The 23,677-nt window shown below is 59.3% G+C and carries 21 protein-coding genes; 10 read left to right on the top strand and 11 right to left on the bottom strand.

Annotated features, from left to right (window positions below; genetic code table 11):
• Positions 1-4 precede the first annotated feature (4 nt).
• The 3 genes from DFS28_RS14385 (at position 5) to DFS28_RS14375 (ending at position 4,198) form a co-directional block, all read left to right on the top strand.
• On the top strand, positions 5-568 hold the full coding sequence (locus DFS28_RS14385) for an RNA polymerase sigma factor (protein WP_111450352.1): 564 nt from the start codon (positions 5-7) through the stop codon (positions 566-568).
• Entirely contained in the window at positions 565-1,554 is a 990-nt protein-coding gene (locus DFS28_RS14380) for a FecR family protein (protein ID WP_111450351.1), read from the top strand. Before DFS28_RS14385 ends, DFS28_RS14380 begins: the two co-directional genes overlap by 4 nt.
• 214 nt (positions 1,555-1,768) lie before the next feature.
• Positions 1,769-4,198, top strand: a complete 2,430-nt coding sequence (locus DFS28_RS14375; protein WP_111450350.1) for a TonB-dependent receptor — start codon at positions 1,769-1,771, stop codon at positions 4,196-4,198.
• Between the two features lie 134 nt (positions 4,199-4,332).
• Here the strand turns inward: DFS28_RS14375 and DFS28_RS14365 are convergent, their stop codons facing one another.
• On the bottom strand, positions 4,333-5,208 hold the full coding sequence (locus tag DFS28_RS14365; RefSeq protein WP_111450348.1) for a helix-turn-helix domain-containing protein: 876 nt from the start codon (positions 5,206-5,208) through the stop codon (positions 4,333-4,335).
• Positions 5,209-5,346: 138 nt separating this feature from the next.
• On the opposite strand from DFS28_RS14365, the gene DFS28_RS14360 reads away from it, so the two are divergent.
• Positions 5,347-6,249: a DMT family transporter gene (locus tag DFS28_RS14360; protein WP_111450347.1), complete on the top strand. Its 903-nt coding sequence runs from the start codon at positions 5,347-5,349 to the stop codon at positions 6,247-6,249.
• Between the two features lie 29 nt (positions 6,250-6,278).
• Here DFS28_RS14360 and DFS28_RS14355 read toward each other — a convergent pair whose 3' ends face one another.
• The 4 genes from DFS28_RS14355 to DFS28_RS14340 form a co-directional block, all read right to left on the bottom strand.
• Positions 6,279-6,788 (bottom strand): DUF2165 family protein, encoded by a 510-nt coding sequence (locus tag DFS28_RS14355; protein ID WP_111450346.1) that lies wholly within the window; start codon positions 6,786-6,788, stop codon positions 6,279-6,281.
• A gap of 141 nt (positions 6,789-6,929) precedes the next feature.
• Positions 6,930-7,904: a D-glycerate dehydrogenase gene (locus DFS28_RS14350; RefSeq protein ID WP_111450345.1), complete on the bottom strand. Its 975-nt coding sequence runs from the start codon at positions 7,902-7,904 to the stop codon at positions 6,930-6,932.
• Positions 7,905-8,121: 217 nt separating this feature from the next.
• Positions 8,122-8,604 (bottom strand): hypothetical protein, encoded by a 483-nt coding sequence (locus tag DFS28_RS14345; RefSeq protein WP_111450344.1) that lies wholly within the window; start codon positions 8,602-8,604, stop codon positions 8,122-8,124.
• Positions 8,605-8,967: 363 nt separating this feature from the next.
• Complete coding sequence (locus DFS28_RS14340; protein WP_008150590.1) at positions 8,968-9,936, bottom strand: LysR family transcriptional regulator; 969 nt, start codon at positions 9,934-9,936, stop codon at positions 8,968-8,970.
• A gap of 181 nt (positions 9,937-10,117) precedes the next feature.
• On the opposite strand from DFS28_RS14340, the gene DFS28_RS14335 reads away from it, so the two are divergent.
• The 4 genes from DFS28_RS14335 to DFS28_RS14320 all read left to right on the top strand — a co-directional run bounded on the left by DFS28_RS14335 (position 10,118) and on the right by DFS28_RS14320 (position 15,018).
• Positions 10,118-11,629: an efflux transporter outer membrane subunit gene (locus DFS28_RS14335; RefSeq protein ID WP_111450343.1), complete on the top strand. Its 1,512-nt coding sequence runs from the start codon at positions 10,118-10,120 to the stop codon at positions 11,627-11,629.
• A 162-nt stretch (positions 11,630-11,791) separates the two neighbouring features.
• Positions 11,792-13,972 carry an FUSC family protein gene (locus DFS28_RS14330; RefSeq protein WP_111450342.1) on the top strand — a complete coding sequence of 727 codons (2,181 nt, stop codon included), beginning with the start codon at positions 11,792-11,794 and terminating at the stop codon, positions 13,970-13,972.
• Entirely contained in the window at positions 13,962-14,162 is a 201-nt protein-coding gene (locus DFS28_RS14325) for a DUF1656 domain-containing protein (RefSeq protein ID WP_007896379.1), read from the top strand. Before DFS28_RS14330 ends, DFS28_RS14325 begins: the two co-directional genes overlap by 11 nt.
• A 7-nt stretch (positions 14,163-14,169) precedes the next feature.
• The gene (locus tag DFS28_RS14320) at positions 14,170-15,018 is read left to right on the top strand and encodes an HlyD family secretion protein (RefSeq protein ID WP_111450341.1); all 849 of its coding nucleotides are present in this window, start codon (positions 14,170-14,172) and stop codon (positions 15,016-15,018) included.
• Positions 15,019-15,166: 148 nt separating this feature from the next.
• On the opposite strand, the gene DFS28_RS14315 is transcribed toward DFS28_RS14320, so the two are convergent.
• From DFS28_RS14315 to DFS28_RS14305, 3 genes are all read right to left on the bottom strand, one after another.
• Positions 15,167-15,565: a DUF4440 domain-containing protein gene (locus DFS28_RS14315; RefSeq protein ID WP_111450340.1), complete on the bottom strand. Its 399-nt coding sequence runs from the start codon at positions 15,563-15,565 to the stop codon at positions 15,167-15,169.
• Between the two features lie 147 nt (positions 15,566-15,712).
• Positions 15,713-16,537, bottom strand: a complete 825-nt coding sequence (locus tag DFS28_RS14310) for an SDR family oxidoreductase (protein ID WP_111450339.1) — start codon at positions 16,535-16,537, stop codon at positions 15,713-15,715.
• A gap of 32 nt (positions 16,538-16,569) precedes the next feature.
• Positions 16,570-17,034 carry a multidrug transporter gene (locus tag DFS28_RS14305; RefSeq protein WP_111450338.1) on the bottom strand — a complete coding sequence of 155 codons (465 nt, stop codon included), beginning with the start codon at positions 17,032-17,034 and terminating at the stop codon, positions 16,570-16,572.
• 167 nt (positions 17,035-17,201) lie between these two features.
• Here DFS28_RS14305 and DFS28_RS14300 point away from each other — a divergent pair, with 167 nt between their 5' ends.
• Both DFS28_RS14300 and DFS28_RS30865 read left to right on the top strand, forming a co-directional pair.
• The gene (locus tag DFS28_RS14300; RefSeq protein ID WP_256596883.1) at positions 17,202-19,547 is read left to right on the top strand and encodes an RHS repeat domain-containing protein; all 2,346 of its coding nucleotides are present in this window, start codon (positions 17,202-17,204) and stop codon (positions 19,545-19,547) included.
• Positions 19,450-20,079, top strand: a complete 630-nt coding sequence (locus DFS28_RS30865) for a hypothetical protein (protein WP_256596886.1) — start codon at positions 19,450-19,452, stop codon at positions 20,077-20,079. Before DFS28_RS14300 ends, DFS28_RS30865 begins: the two co-directional genes overlap by 98 nt.
• Positions 20,080-20,162: 83 nt before the next feature.
• Here DFS28_RS30865 and DFS28_RS14295 read toward each other — a convergent pair whose 3' ends face one another.
• From DFS28_RS14295 to DFS28_RS14285, 3 genes are all read right to left on the bottom strand, one after another.
• Positions 20,163-21,614 carry a mannose-1-phosphate guanylyltransferase/mannose-6-phosphate isomerase gene (locus DFS28_RS14295; protein ID WP_111450337.1) on the bottom strand — a complete coding sequence of 484 codons (1,452 nt, stop codon included), beginning with the start codon at positions 21,612-21,614 and terminating at the stop codon, positions 20,163-20,165.
• A gap of 214 nt (positions 21,615-21,828) precedes the next feature.
• Positions 21,829-22,482: an alginate O-acetyltransferase AlgF gene (locus DFS28_RS14290; protein ID WP_111450336.1), complete on the bottom strand. Its 654-nt coding sequence runs from the start codon at positions 22,480-22,482 to the stop codon at positions 21,829-21,831.
• A gap of 14 nt (positions 22,483-22,496) precedes the next feature.
• On the bottom strand, positions 22,497-23,672 hold the full coding sequence (locus DFS28_RS14285; protein ID WP_111450335.1) for an alginate O-acetyltransferase: 1,176 nt from the start codon (positions 23,670-23,672) through the stop codon (positions 22,497-22,499).
• Positions 23,673-23,677 lie beyond the last annotated feature (5 nt).

The following is a 23,677-nucleotide window of genomic DNA, read 5'->3' as shown; positions in this document are numbered from 1 at the left end:
CCTGATGATCACCAGCCCCCCGGAATCCCATGACGACGAACATCGCGGTGCGCGTGCGCATTTCCTGCAGGTGTTCCTTTCCCAGCGTTCGCAAATGGAAGCGCTGGTGAGCCGTCGTGTCGGTTGTCGGGCGACCGCCGCGGACCTGGTGCAGGATTTGTTCCTGCGTTTCTGGCGTCGGCCGCTGGTGCAGGTTGAAGAGCTCAGCACTTACCTATTGCGCTGCGCCGGCAACATCGCCATCGACCATTTGCGCAGCGAAGGCACGCGGGTGCGGGTCAATGAGGGCTGGATGCCGGATCAACCCGACAGCCACGGCAGCGAGCCGCAAGCGGCGCTGGAGGCGGGCAACGATTTGCGTCACGTCGAAGCGGCGTTGCGCGCGCTGCCCGAGCGCACGCGGCAGATCTTTTTGCTCAACCGTATTCACGGGCGCAAATACGCCGAGATCGCCAAGGCCATGGGGTTGTCCCAAAGCGCCGTTGAAAAACATATGATGCGCGCCCTCGAGGCTTGCAAGGCCAGCCTGCGGGAACCCGAACCGCGCACGCTAGGGAAAGCACTGTGAACAACGCCGAACGCGTCACCCCGACGCCGGCTCAGGAACAGGCGGCCTTCGCCTGGCTGAGTCTGTTACATGATCAGCCCAGCAGCGGCGATCAGGCCACCTTCAGCCATTGGCTACAGGCCGACCCTGCCCATGCCGAGGCTTACGCCCAGGCGCAAGTGGTGTGGGAGTTGACCGAAACTCCGGCCCGAACGTTGGCCGGTGAAGAAGCGTTTGCCTTGCAGGGTTATCTCAATGCGATGAATCGCTCGCGCCGTACCCGCGTTCGGCGTTGGTCCGGGGCGTTGGCGATGGCGGCGTGCATGGTAGTGCTGATCGGCGTTGGTGCTGGCTGGCAACCATCGCGCTGGGTCGATGATCTGGGCGCGGACTATGTGTCGGCACCGGGGGAAATTCGCACTGTCACGTTGGCGGATCAGTCACAAGTCACGCTTGATGCCGACAGCGCCATTGCGGTGGATTTCAGTCGTGGCGAGCGGCACGTTCAGTTGCGGCGCGGCGCCGGATTTTTCAGCGTGACCCACACCGGCGAGCCGTTTGTGGTGGCCGCTGAAAAAGGTCAGGCGCGGGTGCTGGGGACTCAGTTTGAAGTGCGTCTGCAACCGCACGGTGCGCAGGTCACGGTGTTGTCCGGGCGGGTCGGTGTGACGGCGGACAAGTACGCCGAGCAACAAATCCTCATCGCTGGCCAGCAAGTGGCCTATGGCGAGGGAGCGGCGGAAAAACTCCATGCAGTCGACAGCGAAGCGCAATTGGCGTGGCGTCAGGGATGGCTCAATTACTACAAGGCGACACTCGCCGACGTGGTGCAAGACCTTGGGCGTTATTACCCGGGACGGATTGTGCTGCTCAACGATGAACTCGCGGGGCGTCGGGTCAGTGGCAGCTTTCCGAGCCAGGATCCGCAAGCGGTGCTGAGTTCGTTGCAAGGGGTGTTGGGGTTTGAGCAGCACAAGGTTTTGGGGCATCTGATTATATTGCGCTGAGGCTGCTGGCCTCTTCGCGAGCAAGCCCGCTCCCACAGGGGAACGCATTCCAAAATGTGGGAGCGGGCTTGCTCGCGAAGGCGTCAGATCAAACACCACATCATTCCAATAAAATAATTTCAAAATTCTGATGAGGTAAACCCAGACGCCATCCGTGTAGTGACTGAAACTGCGAGTCATTCGCATTCCGTGGGTTCTACACAGGTCATGAGCAATGAAGTCCAGGGCAAAATCGGGTTCGGTCAAACAGTGGTTGGGTACGTGTGCCTTGAGCTTTTCGGCGCTGGCATTGCTGCCGTTGAGTGTGGCGGTGGCGGCTGAGGCCGGGAGTGCCCGGCAGAGTGCGCCGTTCAGCTTCGCAATGGCTGCCAAACCGCTGCCCCAGGCCTTGAGCGATTTCAGCCGGATCACTGGCATCAGCGTGGTCTACACCGATGAAGCGCCGTACGGCATCAACGCTCCAGCGCTCAGCGGGCAGATGAGTGCCGAGCAGGCGATGCAGCGTTTGCTCAGCGGTTCGGGGTTCACCTTCCGTCGCACTGATAGTCACACCTTGCTGCTGGAGCCGTTGCCTACCGATGGCGCCTTGAACCTGGGCGCGACCACCATCACCTCGGTGGCCGATCAGTCCATGAGCTATCAGCCACCGCCCACCAGTTCGGTGATGCGCTCTTCGGCCTTGATCCAGGAAATCCCCCAGACTGTCAACGTGGTTCCGGCGCAGGTCATTCGCGATCAGGCGCCGCGCAATCTGGACGACGCGCTGGCCAACGTCAGCGGTATTACTCAAGGCAACACACTGGCGAGTACTCAGGATTCGGTGATGACTCGCGGTTTCGGCGACAACCGCAACGGCTCGATCATGCGCGACGGCATGCCGATCGTGCAGGGCCGTGGCATGAATGCGACCGTGGACCGGGTCGAAGTGCTCAAGGGCCCGGCCTCGCTTCTTTATGGCATTCAAGACCCGGGCGGCGTGGTCAACATGGTCAGCAAGAAACCCGAGCTTGAGCAGTACAACGCGTTGACCCTGCGTGGCTCGACCTATGGCGACGGCAAAAACGGCAGCGGCGGCGGCCTCGACAGCACCGGCGCGTTGGGTGATTCCGGGTTGGCCTATCGCATGGTCCTGGACCACGAAGACGAAGATTACTGGCGCAACTTCGGTACTCACCGCGAGACATTGGTAGCACCGTCCCTGGCCTGGTTCGGCGAAAGCACCCAGCTGCTGTTCTCCTACGAACACCGCGAGTTTCTGACCCCGTTCGACCGCGGCACAATCATCGACCCGCGTGACAACCATCCGCTGGACATCTCCCGCGAGCGTCGCCTCGACGAACCCTTCAACAACATGGAAGGCCGCTCGGACCTGTATCACTTCGAGGCCGATCACGAGCTCAACGACAACTGGAAAGCCCACTTCGGCTACAGCTGGAACCGCGAAACCTACGACGCCAGCCAGGTGCGCATCACCGCCATCGACACCAATAAGGGCACGTTGACCCGCAGCATGGACGGCACTCAAAACGCGATCAGCACCGACCGCTTCACCACCGCCAGCCTGGAAGGCAATGTCCAGCTCGCAGGGATGAAACATGACCTGGTGTTCGGCGTCGATGATGAATACCGCAAGATCTACCGCGAAGACCTGATCCGTCAGAAAAGCTTGAGCACCTTCAGTTACGTCAACCCGGTTTACGGCCGCGAAGTCGCCGGCACCACGGTCAGCCCGGCCGACAGCGCGCAGACCGATGAACTGCGCAGCGATTCGGTGTTTTTGCAGGACTCGATTCACCTGACCGATCAATGGATTCTGGTGGCCGGCGGGCGCTTCCAGGAATACGACCAGTACGCCGGCAAAGGCGTGCCGTTCAAGGCCAACACCGACAGCAACGGCCAGAAATGGGTGCCTCGCGCCGGTCTGGTGTATCGCTACACCGATGAACTGTCGTTCTACGGCAGCTACACCGAATCGTTCAAACCCAACTCGACCATCGCACCGTTGAGCGGCAGCAGCACCGTGCTGGACGGCAGCATCGCGCCGGAAGAAGCCAAGTCCTGGGAAATCGGCGCCAAGCTCGACGTGCCGGGCCGCGTTACCGGTAACGTCGCGCTGTTCGACATCAAGAAGCGCAATGTGCTGGTGGCCAACTCCGAAGGTCCGGTGACGATCTACAGCGCCGCCGGTGAAGTGCGTTCCCGTGGGCTGGAAGTGGACTTGAGCGGTCAGTTGAGTGATCGCTGGAGCATGATCGGCAGCTATGCCTACACCGACGCTGAAGTGACGGAGGACCCGATCTACAAAGGCAAGAAATTGCAAAACGTCGCCAAGAATAGTGGTTCGCTGTCGGCGGTTTATGACTTTGGCACTATCGTCGGTGGCGATCAGCTACGGGTCGGCGCAGGGGCGCGGTATGTCGGTGAGCGAGCGGGTAACGCGGTGAACGATTTCGACCTGCCGAGCTACACCGTGGCCGATGCGTTCGCTACCTACGACACCAAAGTCGAGGGGCAGAAGGTCAAGTTCCAGCTCAATGTGAAGAACCTGTTTGACCGCACCTACTACACCTCGGCGGCGAGCCGGTTCTTTGTGTCGATGGGGGATTCGCGGCAGGTGTCGCTCTCAAGCACGCTGGAGTTCTGATCGCAGACCGCGTCATCGTTCTTCGCGAGCAAGCCCGCTCCCACATTCGACCGAGTTCTCTCATGGGAATGCAATCAAATGTGGGAGCGGGCTTGCTCGCGAAGGCGGCATCCCAGACACCGAAAATCTCAGGGCTACCGCAAAAACGCCTGCCGATACTCGCCGGGCGTTCCCCCCAATGCCTGACGAAACCGATTGGTGAAATGACTCGCACTGGCAAACCCACACGCCAATGCAATATCCCCCAACGGCTGCGACGTCGTACGCAACAACTCCCGCGCCCGGCTCAGTCGCCGCGACAGCACATACTGATGCGGCGGCAAGCCAAAACTCTCGCGAAACATCCGCGCAAAGTGGTATTCGGATAACGCACACAACGCCGCCAACTGCCCCAGGCTAATCGCCTCGGCCAATTGGTTGTCGATGAACTCCACCAACTGCCGCCGCTGATGCGCTGCCAATCCGCCTTTGAGCCGCAAGCCTTCACGCATCCCGACCTGGCCGAGCAAAACGTGGCTGAGCATTTCATGGGCCAGGCTGCTGGTGAGTACGCGTTCGCCGGGCTCGTCCCAGTTGAGTGTGAGCATTTGCCGAAAGCGCCGGGCTTGCACCGGGTCGTCGAGAAAGGTGGCTTCGCGCAGCTGCAGCTCGCGAGGTTCGCGGTCCAGCAACGTAACGCAGCCGAGGGCGAATTGTTCGGGGCTGAAATACACGTGAGCCAGACGTATGTCGCCGTTGATCACCCAACCCGATTGATGCTCTGCCGGCAGGATGCACAGCTTGTCCGGGCCGCCCTTGGTGCCGGGTTGGTCGCGGCGAAAAGTGCCGGTGCCGCCAGCGATGTAGCAGGACAGGGTGTGATGACTTGGCGCTTCGTAATCCTGGGCGTCGTGATGGTTGCTCCACAAGGCTGCAGCCATGCCGTCACCGAGCTCGGCGCTGTGCTCGAGGCGAGCATTGGGCGAGCGGTTGAGGGCTTGAAAGACTTGCAGGGTTTCCAGTGCAGGCATGATGGCTTCTCTTTGACGCCTTGCATCCTACTCCGTAGCCGTTCGGCTGCCAGCCTGTAGCCCGACAAAAGCGCAAGTTTATGCAAGTGCGAAAGGCCCTGGCGCAGGACACTGAAGACCTATTCAGGAGTCTTTGCCATGAACCTTTCGTTGTATCTGCTGACCGTGCTGATCTGGGGCACCACCTGGATTGCCTTGAAATGGCAATTGGGCGTGGTGGCGATTCCGGTGTCGATCGTCTATCGCTTCGGCCTCGCCGCGTTGGTGCTGTTCGTGATGCTGCTGCTGAGTCGCCGCCTGCAAGTGATGAACCGTCGCGGGCATCTGATCTGTCTGGCGCAGGGGTTGTGCCTGTTCTGCATCAATTTCATGTGTTTTCTGACGGCCAGCCAGTGGATACCCAGCGGTCTGGTCGCGGTGGTGTTTTCCACCGCCACGTTGTGGAACGCACTCAATGCACGCGTGTTCTTCGGCCAGAAAGTCGCGCGCAATGTGCTGATGGGCGGTGCGCTGGGGCTGCTTGGGCTTGGCCTGTTGTTCTGGCCTGAGGTGGCAGGCCACACCGCGAGCCCGCAAACCTTGCTCGGGTTGGGCCTGGCATTGCTCGGGACACTGTGCTTCTCGGCGGGCAACATGCTGTCGAGCCTGCAACAGAAAGCCGGGCTCAAACCGCTGACCACCAATGCCTGGGGCATGGCCTATGGCGCGGCCATGCTGTCGGTGTGGTGTCTGGTCAAAGGCATTCCGTTCGACATGGAATGGAATGCGCGCTACATCGGCTCGCTGCTGTACCTGGTGATTCCGGGTTCGGTAATCGGTTTCACGGCCTACCTGACGTTGGTCGGGCGGATGGGGCCGGAACGCGCAGCCTATTGCACCGTACTGTTCCCCGTCGTGGCGCTGAACGTGTCGGCGTTTGCCGAAGGCTATCAATGGACCGCGCCCGCCTTGGTGGGTTTGGTACTGGTAATGCTGGGCAATGTGCTGGTGTTTCGTAAGCCCAGGGCGCCGATGGTACAGGGGAACGGCAAGCTGGCCTGAGAGGCATGATGGTTGAGCGCTAAGGCCATTTAGCGCTCAGTTCTGATGGCTATAAATATCAGCAAAGGCAATATGAAATCGACGATATGCCGAGCCCAGTCTTTCGCGTTCCAGGTTTGTGATTCATCCATGTTGAACCATTCGACACCGACCACTTGCAGGCAGATGTAATAAACAAACATGGCGATCAATAATCCAACAATCGCAAACTTTTTCGCTTCATGAAAGTTTTCGGGAGAGCCGTTTATGTTTCGGTAAAGATGATAGGCGCCTAACAAACAGAAAGCAGTGTAAGTGACTTCAAGGGTGATAATGATCCAGTAGATTCGGTGGTGGAGTATGGGCGAGGTAATTGCCCTGTAGCTCAGGTTCAGGTTCTCTCGGGTGGTGTCCATGCTAAGGACGTGACCGACATATTCATAGTTGGATGCGTAGTCAGTGAAGTTGCTGTACATCACGAGCAGGCCAAAGAAACTTATATAAATCATCAGTATTACTTTGCTGTATCGGATGATCTTGTCGGTTGTAATGTTGTTCAAGGTAAGCGCTCTCCATAGCTAATAAACCGTAGGGTTGGTAAGGAATGGAGAGTCTATAGGGCCTATCTTGTTTTCGTCGGTAGACTGAATTGCAAGTTGTGTATGGACCGGGCAGACATTTAATGCATCTGCCCTTTTTAGTTAGCCTTTCCAGACTTGCGGGTTCACCAGGTCTTGTGGTCGCTCACCCAGCAAAGCGCTGCGCAAGTTGGCCAAGGCACGGTTGGCCATGGCTTCGCGGGTTTCATGAGTGGCCGAGCCGATGTGCGGCAATGTCACCGCGTTTTTCAGTTGAAACAGGGGGGACTCGGCAAGCGGCTCTTTCTCGTAAACGTCCAGCCCGGCGCCACGAATCCGGTTGTTTTGCAGGGCTTCGATCAAGGCGGGTTCGTCCACCACCGGGCCGCGGGCAATGTTCACCAGAATCGCACTGGGTTTCATCAATGCCAATTCACGGTGGCTGATCAGGTGTCTGGTTTTTTCGCTGAGCGGCACCACCAGACAGACGAAATCAGCTTCGGCCAGCAGTTGATCAAGGCTGCGCATCTGCGCGCCGAGTTCTTGCTCCAGTTCGGTCTTGCGGCTGTTGCCGCTGTAGAGGATCGGCATGTTGAAGCCCAACCGCCCGCGACGGGCGATGGCCGCACCGATGTTGCCCATGCCGACGATGCCCAGGGTCTTGCCGTGTACGTCGCAGCCGAACAACGGCGCACCCACGGTGGCTTGCCATTGGCCTGCCTTGGTCCAGGCGTCCAGTTCGGCGACGCGGCGGGCGCTGCTCATCAGCAGGGCGAAGGCCAGGTCGGCGGTGCTTTCGGTGAGGACGTCGGGGGTGTTGGTGAGCATGATCCCGCGTTCATTGAAGTAGGCGACATCGTAGTTGTCGTAGCCGACCGAGACGCTGGAGACGACTTCCAGTTTGGCGGCGTTTTCCAACTGTGCACGACCGAGTTTGCGACCGACGCCGATCAGGCCGTGGGCGTGGGGCAGGGCTTCGTTGAATTGGGCGTTGATGTCGCCGTTTTTCGGGTTTGGCACGATAACGTCGAAGTCTTGCTGCAGGCGTTCGACCATTTCGGGAGTGATGCGGCTGAAGGCGAGGACGGTCTTTTTCATGGGAGGAGGGCTCTCGGGCGCAGGTGAATGCCAAGCACGCTAACATTCTTCCCGGCCGTTGTGCGAGTACCCGAATTACCGTGTGTCCCCCTTTCAAAACTATGGGCGTGAGCCTGTGGGGCTGCCACTCTCGTTTCCCACGCGAACAAGTGGCAGCTGTGTGTGGGCTGGGAACCCTTACCGATAGCAAGTATTTTTATGAGTGGTATTTTTTTGACTATTCGTCAGGCCATTCTTTACCCAAGCTGTGTTTCACATGCTCCAGTCCCTTCACATCCTTGATCTTGCCAACAACCTGGCGTTCGACCTGGGAAGTGTTTTCGTAGAATGTGAAATTGAACTCGGCATCCAACGTCCCTTCGACTAAATCAAAATTGAATGTGATATGACCTGCATCAACTCTTGAATAGTGAGGTCGCACCCAATTACCTGAGCATAAAAATTCCGCGAATGACGGTGGCTGTAGTGGACCATTCTCATAGAACTCATACCGTTTGTTTTCAATATTTTCAGGAAATCTAAAGGTGATTTGGTTATAGCTCGTTTCGCTCAGAACGTGTTTTGCATTAAGAAGCACAGCTTCTCCGTTGGTGATGAATCTGGTGATGACACCTTCAAATTTTCCAAATTTTTGAATATCAGCTATGAGCTCGCCAGAAACGGCTTTGGACTCTTTCGAACCAATGTAGTAAGTAGTCATTTCGGTATCCCTTTGAACGACGATAAATTGTTTCTGCGTCGTAGAGTCTCGGCACAGCGGGCGAAAGTTTCTACTGTCATAAATAACAGGTTCGGTGCATTAGTTATATCGATTTGCGATATTAATAAGGAGTCTGGAGCCTAAAACAGGAGCTGTGTGTCAGCTCGCCACTCGAGCACCTCTTCAACGCCACTCGCTGCCAAGATTCCCGGAAAAATTCTTCCCGAAAAATTGTATAAGCCCCCGAATGTACACCGTCCAAAACTGACCCACAAAGCCTACCCATTTCCCGTCTGACCCAACAACCGACAGAACCCGTCGGAATCCTTCCCTAAAATCAGCGCGTCTGCAGGACCGGTGAAATCAATTCGCCACCCGAACCCCACCCATGCTCCCACTCAACTCATAAGCCACCAATTCCGCCTGATGCGCCGCCAATATCTCTGGCAAGGACCCGCGCAAATACTCGACCCACGTTTTAATCTTCGCGTCCAGATACTGCCGCGACGGGTAGATCGCATACAGATTCAATTCCTGCGACCGGTAGTTCGGCATCACCCGCACCAGCGTGCCGTTGCGCAACCCTTCAATCGCTGCATACACCGGCAAAACCCCAACCCCCATGCCGCTGGTGATCGCCGTCTTCATCGCATCGGCGGAGTTCACCAGAAACGGTGAGCTATTAATCGTCACCATTTCCTGGCCTTCGGGGCCGTCGAAGGTCCATTTCTCCAGCGGAATCACCGGGCTTACCAGACGCAGGCACGCGTGGTTCAGCAGGTCGCTGGGCTTCTGCGCGCAGCCGTTGGCTTTCACATAGGCCGGCGAGGCGCAAACGATGCTGTAGGTGATGCCCAAACGCTGGGAGACGAAGCCTGAGTCCGGCAGTTCGCTGGCGAGCACGATGGACACGTCGTAGCCCTCGTCCAGCAAGTCCGGCACGCGGTTGGCCATGGTCAGGTCGAAGGTGACGTCGGGGTGGGTTTTGCGATAGCGGGCGATGGCGTCGATCACGAAATGCTGACCGATGCCGGTCATGGTGTGCACCTTGAGCTGCCCGGCTGGGCGGGCGTGGGCGTCGCTGGCTTCGGCTTCGGCTTCTTCGACGTAGGCCAGGATCTGCTCGCAGCGCAATAGATAGCGCTTGCCGGCCTCGGTCAGGGCGATGCGTCGGGTGGTGCGGTTGAGCAGGCGGGTTTGCAGGTGGGCTTCCAGGTTGGAGACCGCGCGCGAAACGTTAGCCGTCGTGGTGTCGAGTTGCACGGCGGCGGCGGTGAAGCTGCCGGCCTCGGCCACGTAACTGAAGGCGCGCATGTTTTGCAAAGTGTCCATGGGGTGCTCTCGGAGGCGATGGCAAATTGTGACACGAAGTTTCAGGGTCTGAGACCCCGACTAACGGATTATCGCGTTAACGGTAACAAAGATTCACAGGATTCCCAGCTTATCGCCAACAAAGCCGCCCCCTAGAATTGCCCTCCTCAGGAACAACTCCCCACCTCAGGAAATCGCAGCAGTGCCGCGTCGCATCAACAGAGCGCTTCAGACGCTCAGTGTTTTGGCTTTAACCCTGGCAATCAGCGGCTGCATCGGTACCGGAGGTATTGCCCCGCAGGGCAAGGCGCTGGAGGCCGATTCATTGGCCACCGACGAAGCCATCCAGAACGCTGCACAGGACGCTCACTGGCCCACCGCGCAATGGTGGCAGGCCTATGGCGACCCGCAATTGAACCGCTGGATCGACCTCGCCCTGCAAGGCAGCCCGACCATGGCCATGGCGGCGGCGCGAGTGCGTCAGGCCAAATCCATGGCCGGGATCGCCGAGTCCGCCGAGTCGCTGCAGATCAATGGCCAATCCACCCTCAAACGCCATAACTGGCCCACCGATCAGTTCTACGGGCCGGGCGAGTTGGCCAACACGACGACGTGGGACAACAACGCCGCATTGGGCTTCAGCTACGCCCTCGACCTTTGGGGGCGCGAAAGCAACACCACGGAGCGCGCCGTCGACATGGCTCACATGAGCGCCGCCGAAGCACGTCTGGCCCAGCTCGAATTGCAGAACAACATCGTGCGCGCCTACATCGAGCTGTCGTTGCATTACGCGCAACGGGACATCGTCGAGGCGACCTTGAAACAGCAGCAGCAAATTCTCGACCTCGCGCAGAAGCGTCTGAACGGTGGCATCGGCACCCATTTCGAAGTCAGTCAGGCTGAAACGCCGCTGCCGGAAACTCACCGTCAGATCGATGCACTGGACGAAGAAATCGCCCTCAGCCGCAACCAGCTCGCGGCCCTTGCGGGCAAAGGGCCGGGGGAGGGCGCGCAATTGCAGCGACCAACGTTGTCGTTAGGCGCCGCGCTGAAGCTGCCGTCGTCGTTGCCCGCGCAGTTGCTCGGGCAACGCCCGGACGTGGTCGCCAGTCGCTGGCAAGTGGCGGCCCAGGCACGGGGTATCGATGTCGCGCACGCTGGTTTCTACCCCAACGTCGACCTGGTCGGCAGCCTCGGCTACATGGCCACCGGCGGAGGAGCGCTGGAGTTTTTGACCGGCAAGAAGCTCAACTACAGCGTCGGCCCGGCGATATCGTTGCCGATCTTCGACGGCGGCCGGTTGCGCTCGGAGCTTGGCGAAGCCTCGGCGGGTTATGACATCGCCGTGGCCAAGTACAACCAGACGCTGGTCAACGCGCTGAAAAACATCTCCGACCAGTTGATCCGCCGCGAATCCATGGACAAGCAGCAAACCTTCGCCGCCGAGTCGGTGGCTACGGCCCAGAAGACTTACGACATCGCGATGATCGCCTACCAGCGCGGCCTTACTGACTACCTCAACGTGCTCAACGCCCAGACGCTGTTGTTCAAACAGCAGCAGGTCCAGCAGCAGGTGCAGGCGGCGCGACTGAGTGCTCATGCGGAATTGGTGACGGCATTGGGCGGTGGTCTAGGCGCGGGTAACGATGCGCCGAAAGACAGCCAGACCGCGGCGCCGAAAACTCCGGCCCTGCTTAAGAGTCTCTCGAATTGAACACGGACCCTGTGGGAGCGGGCTTGCTCGCGAAGAGGCCGTGTCAGTCAATGATGATGTCGCCTGACACGCCGCTTTCGCGAGCAAGTCGAATCGCCGCACCGCCGCTCCCACAGGGGCCGAGTTCTCGCCGCACAACTTCCGATCAATGAGCAGGATTTCATGACTCCCTTGCCCGCACCTTTGCGCTGGCTGTATTCCCTTGAATGGCGCCGGGGTTTCTTCGACTGGGCGCGCAGCGATGGCGTGACCTGGGTCTACATTTTCAAGGTGCTGTTCGCCGCGTTTCTGACGTTGTGGCTGGCCATGCGCCTGGAGTTGCCGCAGCCGCGCACGGCGATGATCACCGTGTTCATCGTCATGCAGCCGCAAAGTGGTCACGTGTTGGCCAAGAGTTTCTATCGCTTCCTTGGGACATTGGCCGGCTCGGCGGTGATGGTCGCGTTGATTGCCTTGTTTGCGCAGAACACCGAGTTGTTCCTCGGATCGCTGGCGATCTGGGTCGGCATCTGTTCGGCGGGCGCGGCGCGCTATCGCAACTTCCGCGCCTATGGTTTCGTGCTCGCCGGGTACACCGCCGCGATGGTTGGTTTGCCCGCACTGGCGCACCCGGATGGCGCGTTCATGGCCGCCGTGTGGCGGGTGCTGGAAATCTCGCTGGGGATTATTTGCTCCACGCTGGTCAGCGCCGCAATCCTGCCGCAATCCGCCAGTGCCGCGATGCGCAACGCCTTGTATCAGCGCTTCGGCGTGTTCGCGCTATTCGTCACCGATGGCTTGCGCGGTCGCAGCAAACGGGAGGCTTTCGAGGCAAGCAACGTGCGCTTCATCGCCGAGGCTGTCGGATTGGAAGGACTGCGCAGCGTCACTGTGTTTGAAGACCCGCACATGCGTCGGCGCAGCGGTCGGCTCAGCCGCTTGAATAGCGAATTCATGGGCATCACCACCCGTTTCAACGCCTTGCACCAGTTGCTCGAACGCTTGCGCAGCAGCGGCACCGATCAGGTGGTCGCGGCGATCAAACCGGGTTTGCAGGACCTGGCCGAACTGCTCGACGGCTTCAGCGGCCGTGCCCTGACCAACGCCGATGCGGGCCGTCTGGTCATCGCGCTGACCGCCTATAAAGAAGGTCTGCCGGCGCGGGTTCGCAGCTTGCGAGCGGTTTTTCAGGAGAGCAATCCGAGCGACGCCGAGCAGCTGGATTTTCATACCGCGTACGAGCTGCTTTATCGCTTCGTCGACGATTTGCACAGTTATGCACAGACCCACGCGTCTCTGGCCGATCACAGCCATGCGCGCGAGCAATGGGATGAGCCGTTCACCCCGCAAACCAACTGGATGGCGTCGGCCGCCTCGGGGATTCGCGCGGCGTTCATTCTGGTGGTTCTGGGCAGCTATTGGGTCGCCACCGCGTGGCCGAGCGGGGCAACGATGACCCTGATCGCCGCCGCGACCGTGGGCCTCTCCGCGGCGACACCGAATCCAAAACGCATGGCCTTTCAGATGGCTTGCGGGACGCTCCTCGGAGCGCTGATTGGCTTCGTCGAGATGTTTTTCATCTTCCCCTGGATCGACGGCTTTCCGTTGCTCTGCGTGATGCTCGCGCCGGTGATCGTGCTCGGTTCGTTCCTCACATCAAGGCCGCAATACGCCGGTGTCGGTCTCGGTTTGCTGATCTTCTTCAGCACTGGTTCGGTGCCGGACAACCTCACCGTTTACAACCCTTACGCCTTTATCAACGACTACATCGCCATGGTGCTCGGCATGCTGGTGTGCGCGGCGGCCGGGGCGATCATTCTGCCGCCCAACAGCCGCTGGTTGTGGCGTCGGCTGGAGCAGGATTTGCGCGGGCAAGTGGTGTACGCCATCAGCGGCAAACTCAAGGGTTTGGCGTCGAGTTTCGAAAGCCGTACGCGGGACTTGCTGCATCAGGCCTACGGTCTCGCGGCAGGGCAGCCGCAGGTGCAACGGGACTTGCTGCGCTGGATGTTCGTGGTGCTGGAAGTCGGCCACGCGATCATCGAGTTGCGCAAGGAACAGGCGATCCTGCCGGTGCATCCGGCCTATGCCGAATCGCAGCCGTGGCGTCAGGCGATCCGGGTGATGGGGCGCTCGCTGGTGCGGCTGTTTCTGCAACCGAGCCAAAGCAATCTGGAGCGCGGCCTGATCGCCGTCGATCACGCGATCAGCCGCGTGCAAGCCACCGACGAACCTTTCGCGCCGCACTTCGACACCTCGGCCCTGCGTCGGGTGAAGAGCTATTTGCACTTCATCCGCACCTCATTACTGGACCCGCAATCACCGCTCGCCGCTTATGCCAAAGGACTCGAACATGCCTCGTGAAATCGCCTTCCACGGCGTGTACATGCCGACCATGACCCTGATGTTTTTCATCGCTGCGGCGCTGGCCTGGGCACTTGACCGGTTCCTGTCCGGATTCGATCTGTACCGCTTCTTCTGGCACCCGGCGCTGCTGCGCCTGAGTCTGTTTACCTGTCTGTTCGGCGCCCTGGCGCTGACTGTTTACCGTTGAGGCCCTGATGAAAAAGCTTTTCAGCCTGCTCGCCACGCTATTGGTGCTGGCCCTTGCGATGTGGATCGGCCGGACCCTGTGGGTGCATTACATGGACACGCCTTGGACCCGCGACGGCCGGGTGCGCGCCGACATCATCAACGTCGCCGCTGACGTCACCGGGGAAGTGGTGGACGTGCCGGTGCGCGACAATCAACAGGTGAAAAAGGGTGATTTGCTGATGCGGATCGACCCCGAGCACTACCGCATTGCGGTCAAACAGGCACAGTCGCTGGTGGCCTCACGCAAGGCCACATGGGAGATGCGCAAGGTCAACGCCCACCGCCGCGCCGACATGGACAACCTGGTGATCTCCAGGGAAAACCGCGACGACGCCAGCAACATCGCCGACTCGGCCCTGGCCGATTACCAGCATGCTCAGGCACAGCTCGAAGCCGCCGAGCTGAACCTGAAACGCACCGAGGTCCGCGCAGCGGTGGACGGTTATGTGACCAACCTCAATGTGCATCGCGGCGATTACGCGCGTATTGGCGAAGCGAAAATGGCCGTGGTCGACATGAACTCGTTCTGGGTCTACGGCTTCTTTGAAGAAACCAAATTGCCCCACGTGCGGGTCGGCGATAAAGCCGACATGCAACTCATGAGCGGGGAAGTGTTGAAGGGGCATGTGGAAAGCATTTCTCGCGGTATCTACGACCGTGATAACCCGGAAAGTCGCGAGCTGATTGCCGATGTGAACCCGACCTTTAACTGGGTGCGTCTGGCGCAACGGGTGCCGGTGCGGATTCACATTGATGAAGTGCCGGAGGGTGTGTTGTTGGCGGCGGGGATTACGTGCACGGTGGTAGTTAAGTAAACCGTTAGACCGAGTCGCGGCCTTCGCGAGCAAGCCCGCTCCCACATTGACCGAGTCGAATGCAGGTTTTTGTGAACGACACAGCTCCTGTGGGAGCGGGCTTGCTCGCGAATGAAGCGACTCGGTCTATCAGACATAAGACAAAGGTTCAGCCCTTGCAAAACGTCTCATGCAAATGCCGCCAAATGAGTTTGCCATCGGCCCGCTTCTCAAACACCACGGTCGAACGCCGATCAGAGTGCAGCCCTGTCGCATCGGTCTGCTGCTCGCGATAACTCACCGTTGCTCCACCATCGTACAGAGCAATGCCACGCAACTCGCTGAGCTCAATTCTGAATCCGAGCTTCTTTCCGCCCGCCATCAAAAACAATTCGCTCAACGCGTCGAAATCCAGCACCCGGCCCAACGGCGAGACCATGGAAAACTGCGGCGAAAAACGCGTCAGCAACTGTTCAAGCGCCGGCTCGTCCTGTTCCTCGGCCAACCATTGCTCGATGGCGACGTGGGCCTGGATCACTTCGTCAAAGTATTCGGTGTAGTCGGTCATGGAAGTGTTTCCTGAAATTTTCTGCGTTAGTTCTGACGCCATCGCGAGCAGGCTCGCTCCCACAGGGTTCTGCTGCGTGGCATAAATTGCATTCACACCAAAGATCCCTGTGGGAGCGAGCCTGCTCGCGATGGCGTCGACTCGGTCTCAGAGTTGCCCGCGCAGCCCGAACCGCTTCATCAACCCCGCCTCCAGCAGCCCTTTAGGCAATATCCCCGCCAGCAACGGTAACGCCCGACTGCCATTGCCCAAACGAATCAGACGCGGTGGCTTGCTCTGTTGCACGGCCTTGAGCAAACCGGCGGCAAATTCACTGGCCGGGGTCGGGTTGTCCTGGGAGGCCTTGGCCCGCGCGCGAATGCCTTCACGCAGCGGAAACCACGGCGATTGTTCGGTAATCAGCTGCTCCGCCTCATGGCCGGCATTCTTGGCAAAACTCGAGGCGATGGCGCCCGGCTGGACTTCCATGACCCGCACGCCAAACGGCGCCAGTTCCATGCGCAAGGCATCGGTCAAAGCATGCACTGCCGCTTTCGAGGCGCAATAGGCGCCAGCGAATGGCGTGACCAAAACCCCGGAAACGCTGCCGATGTTCACCACCAGGCCCTTGGCACGACGCAGCACCGGGAACAGGGCGCGGGTGACGCCGACGATGGCGAACACATTGGTTTCGAATTGCCGCTGCATGGCCGGCACCCCGCCATCGAGCAACGGCCCCATGGCGCCGTAACCTGCGTTATTGATCAGCACGTCGAGGCCGCCGTGTTGCTGGTTGATGCGCTCGCTCAAGTGTTCGAGTGCCGCGCCGTCGTTGACGTCCAGTTGCACGGCGGTGAAACCGGCAGCGGCCAGCGCCGCCACGTCTTCAGCCTTGCGAGCGCTGGCCCAGACGTCGTATCCGGCATTTTTGAAAACGTCTGCGAGGGCGCGGCCAATGCCGCTGGAACAACCGGTAATCAACGCAACGGGCATGGCGCGGTCCTTGTGCAAAAAGAGGAAGGGGATTAATCGGAGAAACTACCCTGCAAATGCTCGGCGCGAAACTCCAGTGTTTGCGGGCGATAACCGGGGCGCAACGGCGGCAGCGGCAAACAGTCTTCCCAGTTCGCGCCGGCCTGCAATTCGCCGGGGCCGCGATAGCGCGGTGCGGCGTATTGATTGTCGGCCAGATTGACCGTATCGCCCGGCGCATACGCGGCGACGCGCCAGCGTAGCTCGGTCAGCGGAACGTCGTTGCCGTTGTTCATTGTCAGATGCAACGGCCGGTCCACCGGGCACTGTTCGGGTGCGTAAGTGATGCGCAACTCAAGGCGCGCCAGTTGTTTGACTTCGCGGTTGTCCATCCAGATCACCCACGTTGCCACCACACCCAATCCGATAGCGGCTGCCACCGAGACCGGCAATGCCTTGGCCGGGTAGCGTAGCAACAAAATCAGCCAGGTGATGACCAGCAGGACGCCGATGAACATGTTTGAACGCTCCTTGAACTCATGACCACCATCCTACCGAAGGGCTGAAGGAATGGACATTCGTCGATCAAGGTCTGTTGCCGTTGGTCGGCACTGTGATTTCTGACAGTAGCCTGGCTTGCCCACGAGCGGTTAGATGACTGCTGGCAAACAGGGACGCGACCGGCATGCAAGCCTTGACGATAGGAATGCACCACAAAACCCCCGGATTGTCGGTTGTCGACCCGCGTGGTCTGCCGATCCGTTCGGTTGATTATTGGCGTGAGGTCGAAGGTGACCCCACTCAGGCACGCATCAGCCGCACCTTTTATGATGCCGCAGGACATGCGGTTGAACAGTGGGACCCACGGCTTTGGGCGCTGCCAAAAGAGGATCCGTTGCGGCACGCCAACCTCACGACGGTGTTTTCGCTGTCGGGTAACGCGCTGTTCACTGACGGCGTCGATGCCGGTTGGCAGCTCAGCCTGTCGGGGCTGGGCAATGAGGTGTTGCTGGGCTGGGACAGCCGAGGCACCGGACGCAAGGTCGAATACGATGACTTGCTTCGTCCGTTGGTGGTGTTCGAACAGGGCACGACCGAGCCGCGAAGGGCTGTTGAGCGCATGACTTATGGCGGTCCCGATCATGGCGTCCGGAATCAGTGCGGGCAGTTGATCCGTCATGATGACCCCGCCGGGACGGTGCTGTTCGAGGCGTTTTCAATCACCCGTCGATGCGTGAAGCAAGTCCGTCATTTCACCCTGGACCCTGTTGCACCTGATTGGCCGGAGCTGGAAGGCGATCGCCAGCGGCTGCTTGAGCCGGGGGAAGGGACCACCTCGACGTGGCGCTTCGGCCCGCTGAATGATGTGCTGGAACAGGTCGATGCCAAGGGCAACCGCCAGGCCTTCCGCCTGACACTTGACGGTCGCTTGCGTGAGACGCGTCTGCTGCTTCAGAAGCTGGCCACCTGGCAAACGCTGGTCAACGATATCCAGTACAACGCCGAGGGGCAGGTTACACACGAAACTGCCGGCAATGGTGTGCAAACAACCCTCCTTTACCGCGCTGAAGATGGCTTGTTGAGTGAGCGCGGGGCACAGGACGCGAGTGCCCGGTGGTTGCAGCATCTGATCTACGACTATGACCGGATGGGTAATGTCCTGAGCATCGAGGACAAGGCACTGCCAGTGCGTTACTTCGCCAACCAGCGTGTCGATCCGGTCAGTCGTTTTATCTACGACAGCCTTTACCAATTGATCGAGGCCGTTGGCTGGGAGGCGGGCGCTCCTAACCAGGGACCGGAATCCTTGGGGCGGGCCGATCCGGCGGCGGTCAGCAACTATCACCAGACCTATAGCTATGACGAGGGCGGCAATCTGCTGAAACTGACGCACGTCGGTGCGCAAAGCCCGGGGCGTGAACTAAAAGCCGCCCAGTACAGCAATCGCTGTCTGCCTTATCGCAATGGCATGCCCCCCACCGAAGAGGAAATCGCCGCCGCGTTCGATGCCCGCGGCAATTTGCTTGAGCTGGATCAGGGGCAGTTTTTGACGTGGGATTTGCGTAACCAGTTGCAGTCGGTCAGCCCGGTGGAGCGCGATCCCGGACGCAATGACAGTGAGTCCTATGTTTATGACGGTGGCGGTCAACGCGTGCGCAAAATTCGCACGTTACAGACCAATGCCCGAACCGTGGTGGCTGAGGTGCGTTACTTGCCGGGACTTGAATTGCGCACTGATGACGGGACTGCGACGAAGCTGCAGGTGATCACCGCCCAGGCCGGTCTCAACAGCGTGCGGGTACTGCACTGGGAGACCGATCCACCGCACGGCATGAGCAACGATCAATTCCGTTACAGCCTCATCGATCACTTGAGTTCTTGCACGCTGGAGCTTGCGGGTGACGCGCGAATCATCAGTCGGGAAATCTATTACTCGTTTGGCGCCACGGCCTGGTTTGCCGGGGATGATGTGATTGAGGTCAGTTACAAAGTGATCCGTTACTCGGGCAAGGAACGGGATGCCACAGGGCTTTATTACTACGGCCTGCGTTATTACGTGCCGTGGTTGCAGCGATGGCTTAACCCCGATCCCAAGGGGTTCATCGATGGGCCGAACCTGTATCAGATGGTCGGTAATTCGCCCATGAATTATGTCGATAGCGACGGCGGTGGAAAGACCGAAGCTTCAGAGTTGAGCCAAAGCCTGGACAAGCAACAAGCCTTGGTCTCATCAGTTGGAGGAGCCGCTTCTGATCTCAAAAATTCAATACTTAACCACACCTATGCGCAGCATCGGTTCAAAGCATTGGGCAGACGAGTCGTTACCCAACTGGCCAGCAGTGCTGTCAGTACTGTGGCTACGTCGGCAGGTACTGCGGCAGGCGGTACCTTGGGTGGGTTGATAGGTCCGGGGGGGGGCAACGCTGGGAGCTATGGCCGGGACAAAAGCCGGCTCCAAGGCGGCAGATGCTTTGATTTCCAAGGTGGTGGACACCTATCAATTGGATCGTCCGATCAACTTCAAGGGTAACGAAATGAACCCTAAAGCATTCATTGAGAGCGTTGAACCCAAAAAGAAACTCAGCCTTGCAACGGTAAAACTTGAGCTGTCGGCGATTGACCCGCGGACAAGTGAAGGGCGAAAGCAAATAAGGAAAAAAGTCACCACCGCGGTGGTTGATAAGGGTATTGAAAAGGTCGCCAGTAAGCTGGGACCGGAAGCGCCAGGGCTGATCAAGACAGGTCGGGAGTTCTACCAGGCATCGCAAGGGCTCAAAGCGGAATCGCTTAGCACGGCTTACGACGAAACACCCGCAGTGATCGATATGTTGGAGTTCAGGATGCAGGCAATTAAAACTGAATTCGCCGTTTCCGGCAGCGCGGATCCGGAAACCTTCGAGCGTATCGCCGAGCTCTCGACGCAGACGCAGGCAGTGGTTCAGACGTTGAGCCGAAACCAGGGTTTCATTGAGCTTGTCGCGCCCAAGCCTTATGCCGGAAGACGACAATCACTGAATGGAACGTCCAGGTCAGCCCCGGCTCGGCAAATGTCAAAAGGTTGATGCAAAAAAAAGCCCCCACCCAACCCGCTGCGGATAGGGAAAACGCAGCGGGCTGGACGAGGGCTTTTTATTTTGCTGAACGCTTACTGCGCGATGGTTTTCACCGACACGCCGCGTTCGATCGGGTTGGAGCGACCGTAGATATCTTCAAACCGCTCGATATCGTCTTCGCCCAGGTAGCTGCCCGATTGCACTTCGATGATTTCCAGCGAGATCTTGCCCGGATTGCGCAAGCGGTGGACCGAGGCGATCGGGATGTAGGTCGACTGGTTTTCAGTGAGCAGGAACACGTTTTCGTCGCAGGTCACTTCAGCAGTGCCGCTGACCACGATCCAGTGTTCGGCGCGGTGGTGGTGCATTTGCAGCGACAGGCACGCGCCCGGTTTGACCGAGATGCGCTTGACCTGGAAGCGACCGCCCATGTCCACCGAGTCGTAGGAACCCCACGGACGATAGACTTCGCAGTGCGTCTGGGTTTCGCTGCGGCCCAGCTCGTTGAGGGTGTTGACCATCTGTTTCACGCCTTGGACCTTGTCCTTGTGGGCGATCATCATGGCGTCCTTGGTTTCGACGACCACGATGTTTTCCAGGCCGATCACCGACACCAGTTTGCCGTTGCCGTGGATCATGCAGTTTTTGCTGTCCTGAATGACCACATCGCCTTTGGTGACGTTGCCGTTGGCGTCTTTTTCATTCACTTCCCACAACGACGCCCAGCAACCGACATCGCTCCAGCCCGCGGTCAGCGGCACAACGCAGGCGCGCTGGGTTTTTTCCATCACCGAGTAATCGATGGAATTGTCCGGGCAGCAAGCGAAGGTGGCGGAGTCGATGTCGACGGTGTCGGCATCCTGCTCGCTGCGTTCCAGGGTCAGCACGCAGGTGTCGTAGATGTCCGGATCGTGTTTTTTCAGCTCTTCGAGGAAACGGCTGGCACGGAACAGGAACATGCCGCTGTTCCAGAAGTAACCGCCGGATTCGACGAACTCGGTGGCGCGCTTCACGTCCGGTTTTTCGACGAAATGCGAGACGCGGCTGACACCTTCGGGCAGCAGCGAATCATTGGCCGACTTGATGTAGCCGTAGCCGGTTTCCGGTTTGGTGGCCGGGACGCCGAACAGCACCATTTCGCCGTTTTCCGCAGCGACCGTGGCCAGGGCCAACGCGCGTTGCAGGGCTTTCTGATCTTCCAGCACGTGGTCGGCTGGCAGCACCAACATCAATTCGTCGCGACCTTCGTTGACCAGCATCAGTGCGGTCAAGGCCACGGCTGGCGCGGTGTTGCGGCCGAACGGTTCCATCAGGACGCGCTGCACGTCCAGTTTACGGGCGGCCAGTTGCTCGTTGACGATGAAACGGTGTTCCTTGTTGCAGACCACGATGGGGGTGTCCATGCCTTCGAACACCAGGCGTTCCAGGGTTTGCTGGAACAGTGTTTGTTCGCCGGTCAGGGCGAGGAATTGCTTAGGGAATTGCTTACGCGAAAGCGGCCAAAGACGTGAGCCACTACCACCTGACAAGATCACCGGAATCATGTTGTTACTCCTTGAAAATCGTATGGGTCAGAGCTACTGCGTTCTGTCGTTTCACTCTTGTTCTTATTCCGTGTCCCAATTGACGCCTCGGTTCCTTGTGGGAGCGGGCTTGCTCGCGAAAGCGGTGGGTCAGCCAACTTTATCGTTGAATGTGAAACCGTCTTCGCGAGCAAGCCCGGCTCCCACAGGGATGTGGGTCAACCGGGCAAATGTATTAGCGCGTCGAAACCGGGCGTTTTACCCAGACTGGCGCCAGGCTGCTGCCGCTGCCGGTCACATACAGCACGGCGGCTTCACCGCGTTCCAGGGCAACCGGTTTCACGTCGCCGACTTTCTTGTCGCCATCGTATAGCGCCAGGCTGACCTTGACCGGGTTGATTTCACGTTCGCCACGGCCCTTGGCGGCCACGGTCGGGACCACTTCGGTCTTGCCGTCAGCGGTTTTCAGGGTCAGGGCCTTGTCGCTGAGGTTCTGCACGCGAACCAGGGATTTCTGCTTGTTCTTGAACGGCGGTTCTTCGATCAGTTGCGGTGCGCCGCTGGCGTTGTTGACCAGGGTGTAATAGTGATCACCGGCCAGTTTCACCGGCAAGGACTGGCTACCGATCTTGGCGCTGTAGTCGCCGCCCGGCATGAAGCTGAAGTCAGTGCTGGACAGCGGCGCGACTTCGGCCAGGTTGGTGGTGCCGACGGTGGCGCTGACTTCAGCGTTACCGGCGTTGTAGACACGTACGAAGCTCGAACCTTTCGGTGCAGTCGGGCCGTAGAGTGCGGCGTCGCCAGCGAAGGCGGACATCGACAGAACGCTCATGCCTGCAACGAGTGCGAAGGTCTTGGCGAGACGGCGAGGAGTAGTAGTGAAAGTCATGGTGTACCTCTCTTTCAGTTTTGCGCCCGGTCGGGCGTCTCGGATTTAGTGTTTGCGGCTACGTTTTGTTGGCGAACGCCGGCTTCTTTGAGCTCTGCGACCCACTGTGGGTCGGCGTCACCGATTTCGTTGTTCACAGGCAGATAACGTTCAGGAAACTCCCAGATCAGCACTTGTGGCGGGCTGTTCTTGAAAGCATCGCTTTTCAGGTAGCTGAGCATCGGCAGAATCGGGCCGTGGCCGTCTTCGGCGTAATTGACCACGTCGCTGTTCAGCGCTTGTTTCAGCGCACCGACGAAGTTCCAGTTGGGGTTGGCGCTGTAGCTGGTGCCGATCAGGGCCACCGGCACTTCAGTGTTGGCGAACAAGGCGTCATCACCGCCAGCCTGGTCTTGCGCCGCAACGGTGTTGCGCTTCTGCAACGGCTCAGTCTTGGGCATCAGGTTTTCGAACAGCGGGTCCAGCGGCAGGAACAACCGCAGGTCGCCCTTGTGAGTCACCTTCTCCGCAGGTTCAGTGACGAAGTGTTGCGGCTCGCCGCTCAGCGGGGCTTTTTCGGCGATGGTTTTGGCCAGGGCCTCGGCAGCGATTTGCGCGCCTTCCGGGGTCCAGTGAGTGTCGGTGCGCAGGAACACTTGCTGACCGTCCAGCTTGGCCTTCAGCATCGGGCCGAACAGGTCGGGAGCGAGGATCTTGTTGGCCGCCACATGAGCGTGGAAGTCGTCATAGAGGTTGGCGTGGATGCTCGAAGGCTTCACTTCACCCAGGTGTTCCGGGTACAGGCGAGTCTTGGCCGGTACGATCGCCATGACCAGTTTCACGCCTTTCGCCTTCAGCTCCTGGCGCACGCCTTCAACCAGCGCGTAGTTGCCTTGCAGGTTCAGCTCTTCGTTGACGATCGGGTTGAATTCCTCATCGCTGTACAACCACTGATCGCGGCCGAGCACGACGCCCGGACGACCTTCGTTGAACAGTTTGAAATCCAGCGCAGCCCAAAGGTTGGTACCCAGGCGCTTGATCGGGAACTCGTCGTCGTAATGCGTCTCCACGGCTTTGGTCCAGCGGCCGTTGAGCACCGTCGTTTCGGCCGAGGTGCTGAAACCGAAGAAACTGCGCGTGGACCACAGGCCCAGGACTAACAGCGTCACCATGAACAGGCCGATGTAGAGGATGCGTAATGAGCGGGTCATAGTCA

The organism is Pseudomonas sp. 478, from assembly GCF_003254125.1.
Taxonomy (GTDB): domain Bacteria; phylum Pseudomonadota; class Gammaproteobacteria; order Pseudomonadales; family Pseudomonadaceae; genus Aquipseudomonas.
This window is presented reverse-complemented; position numbering and strand designations above follow the sequence as displayed.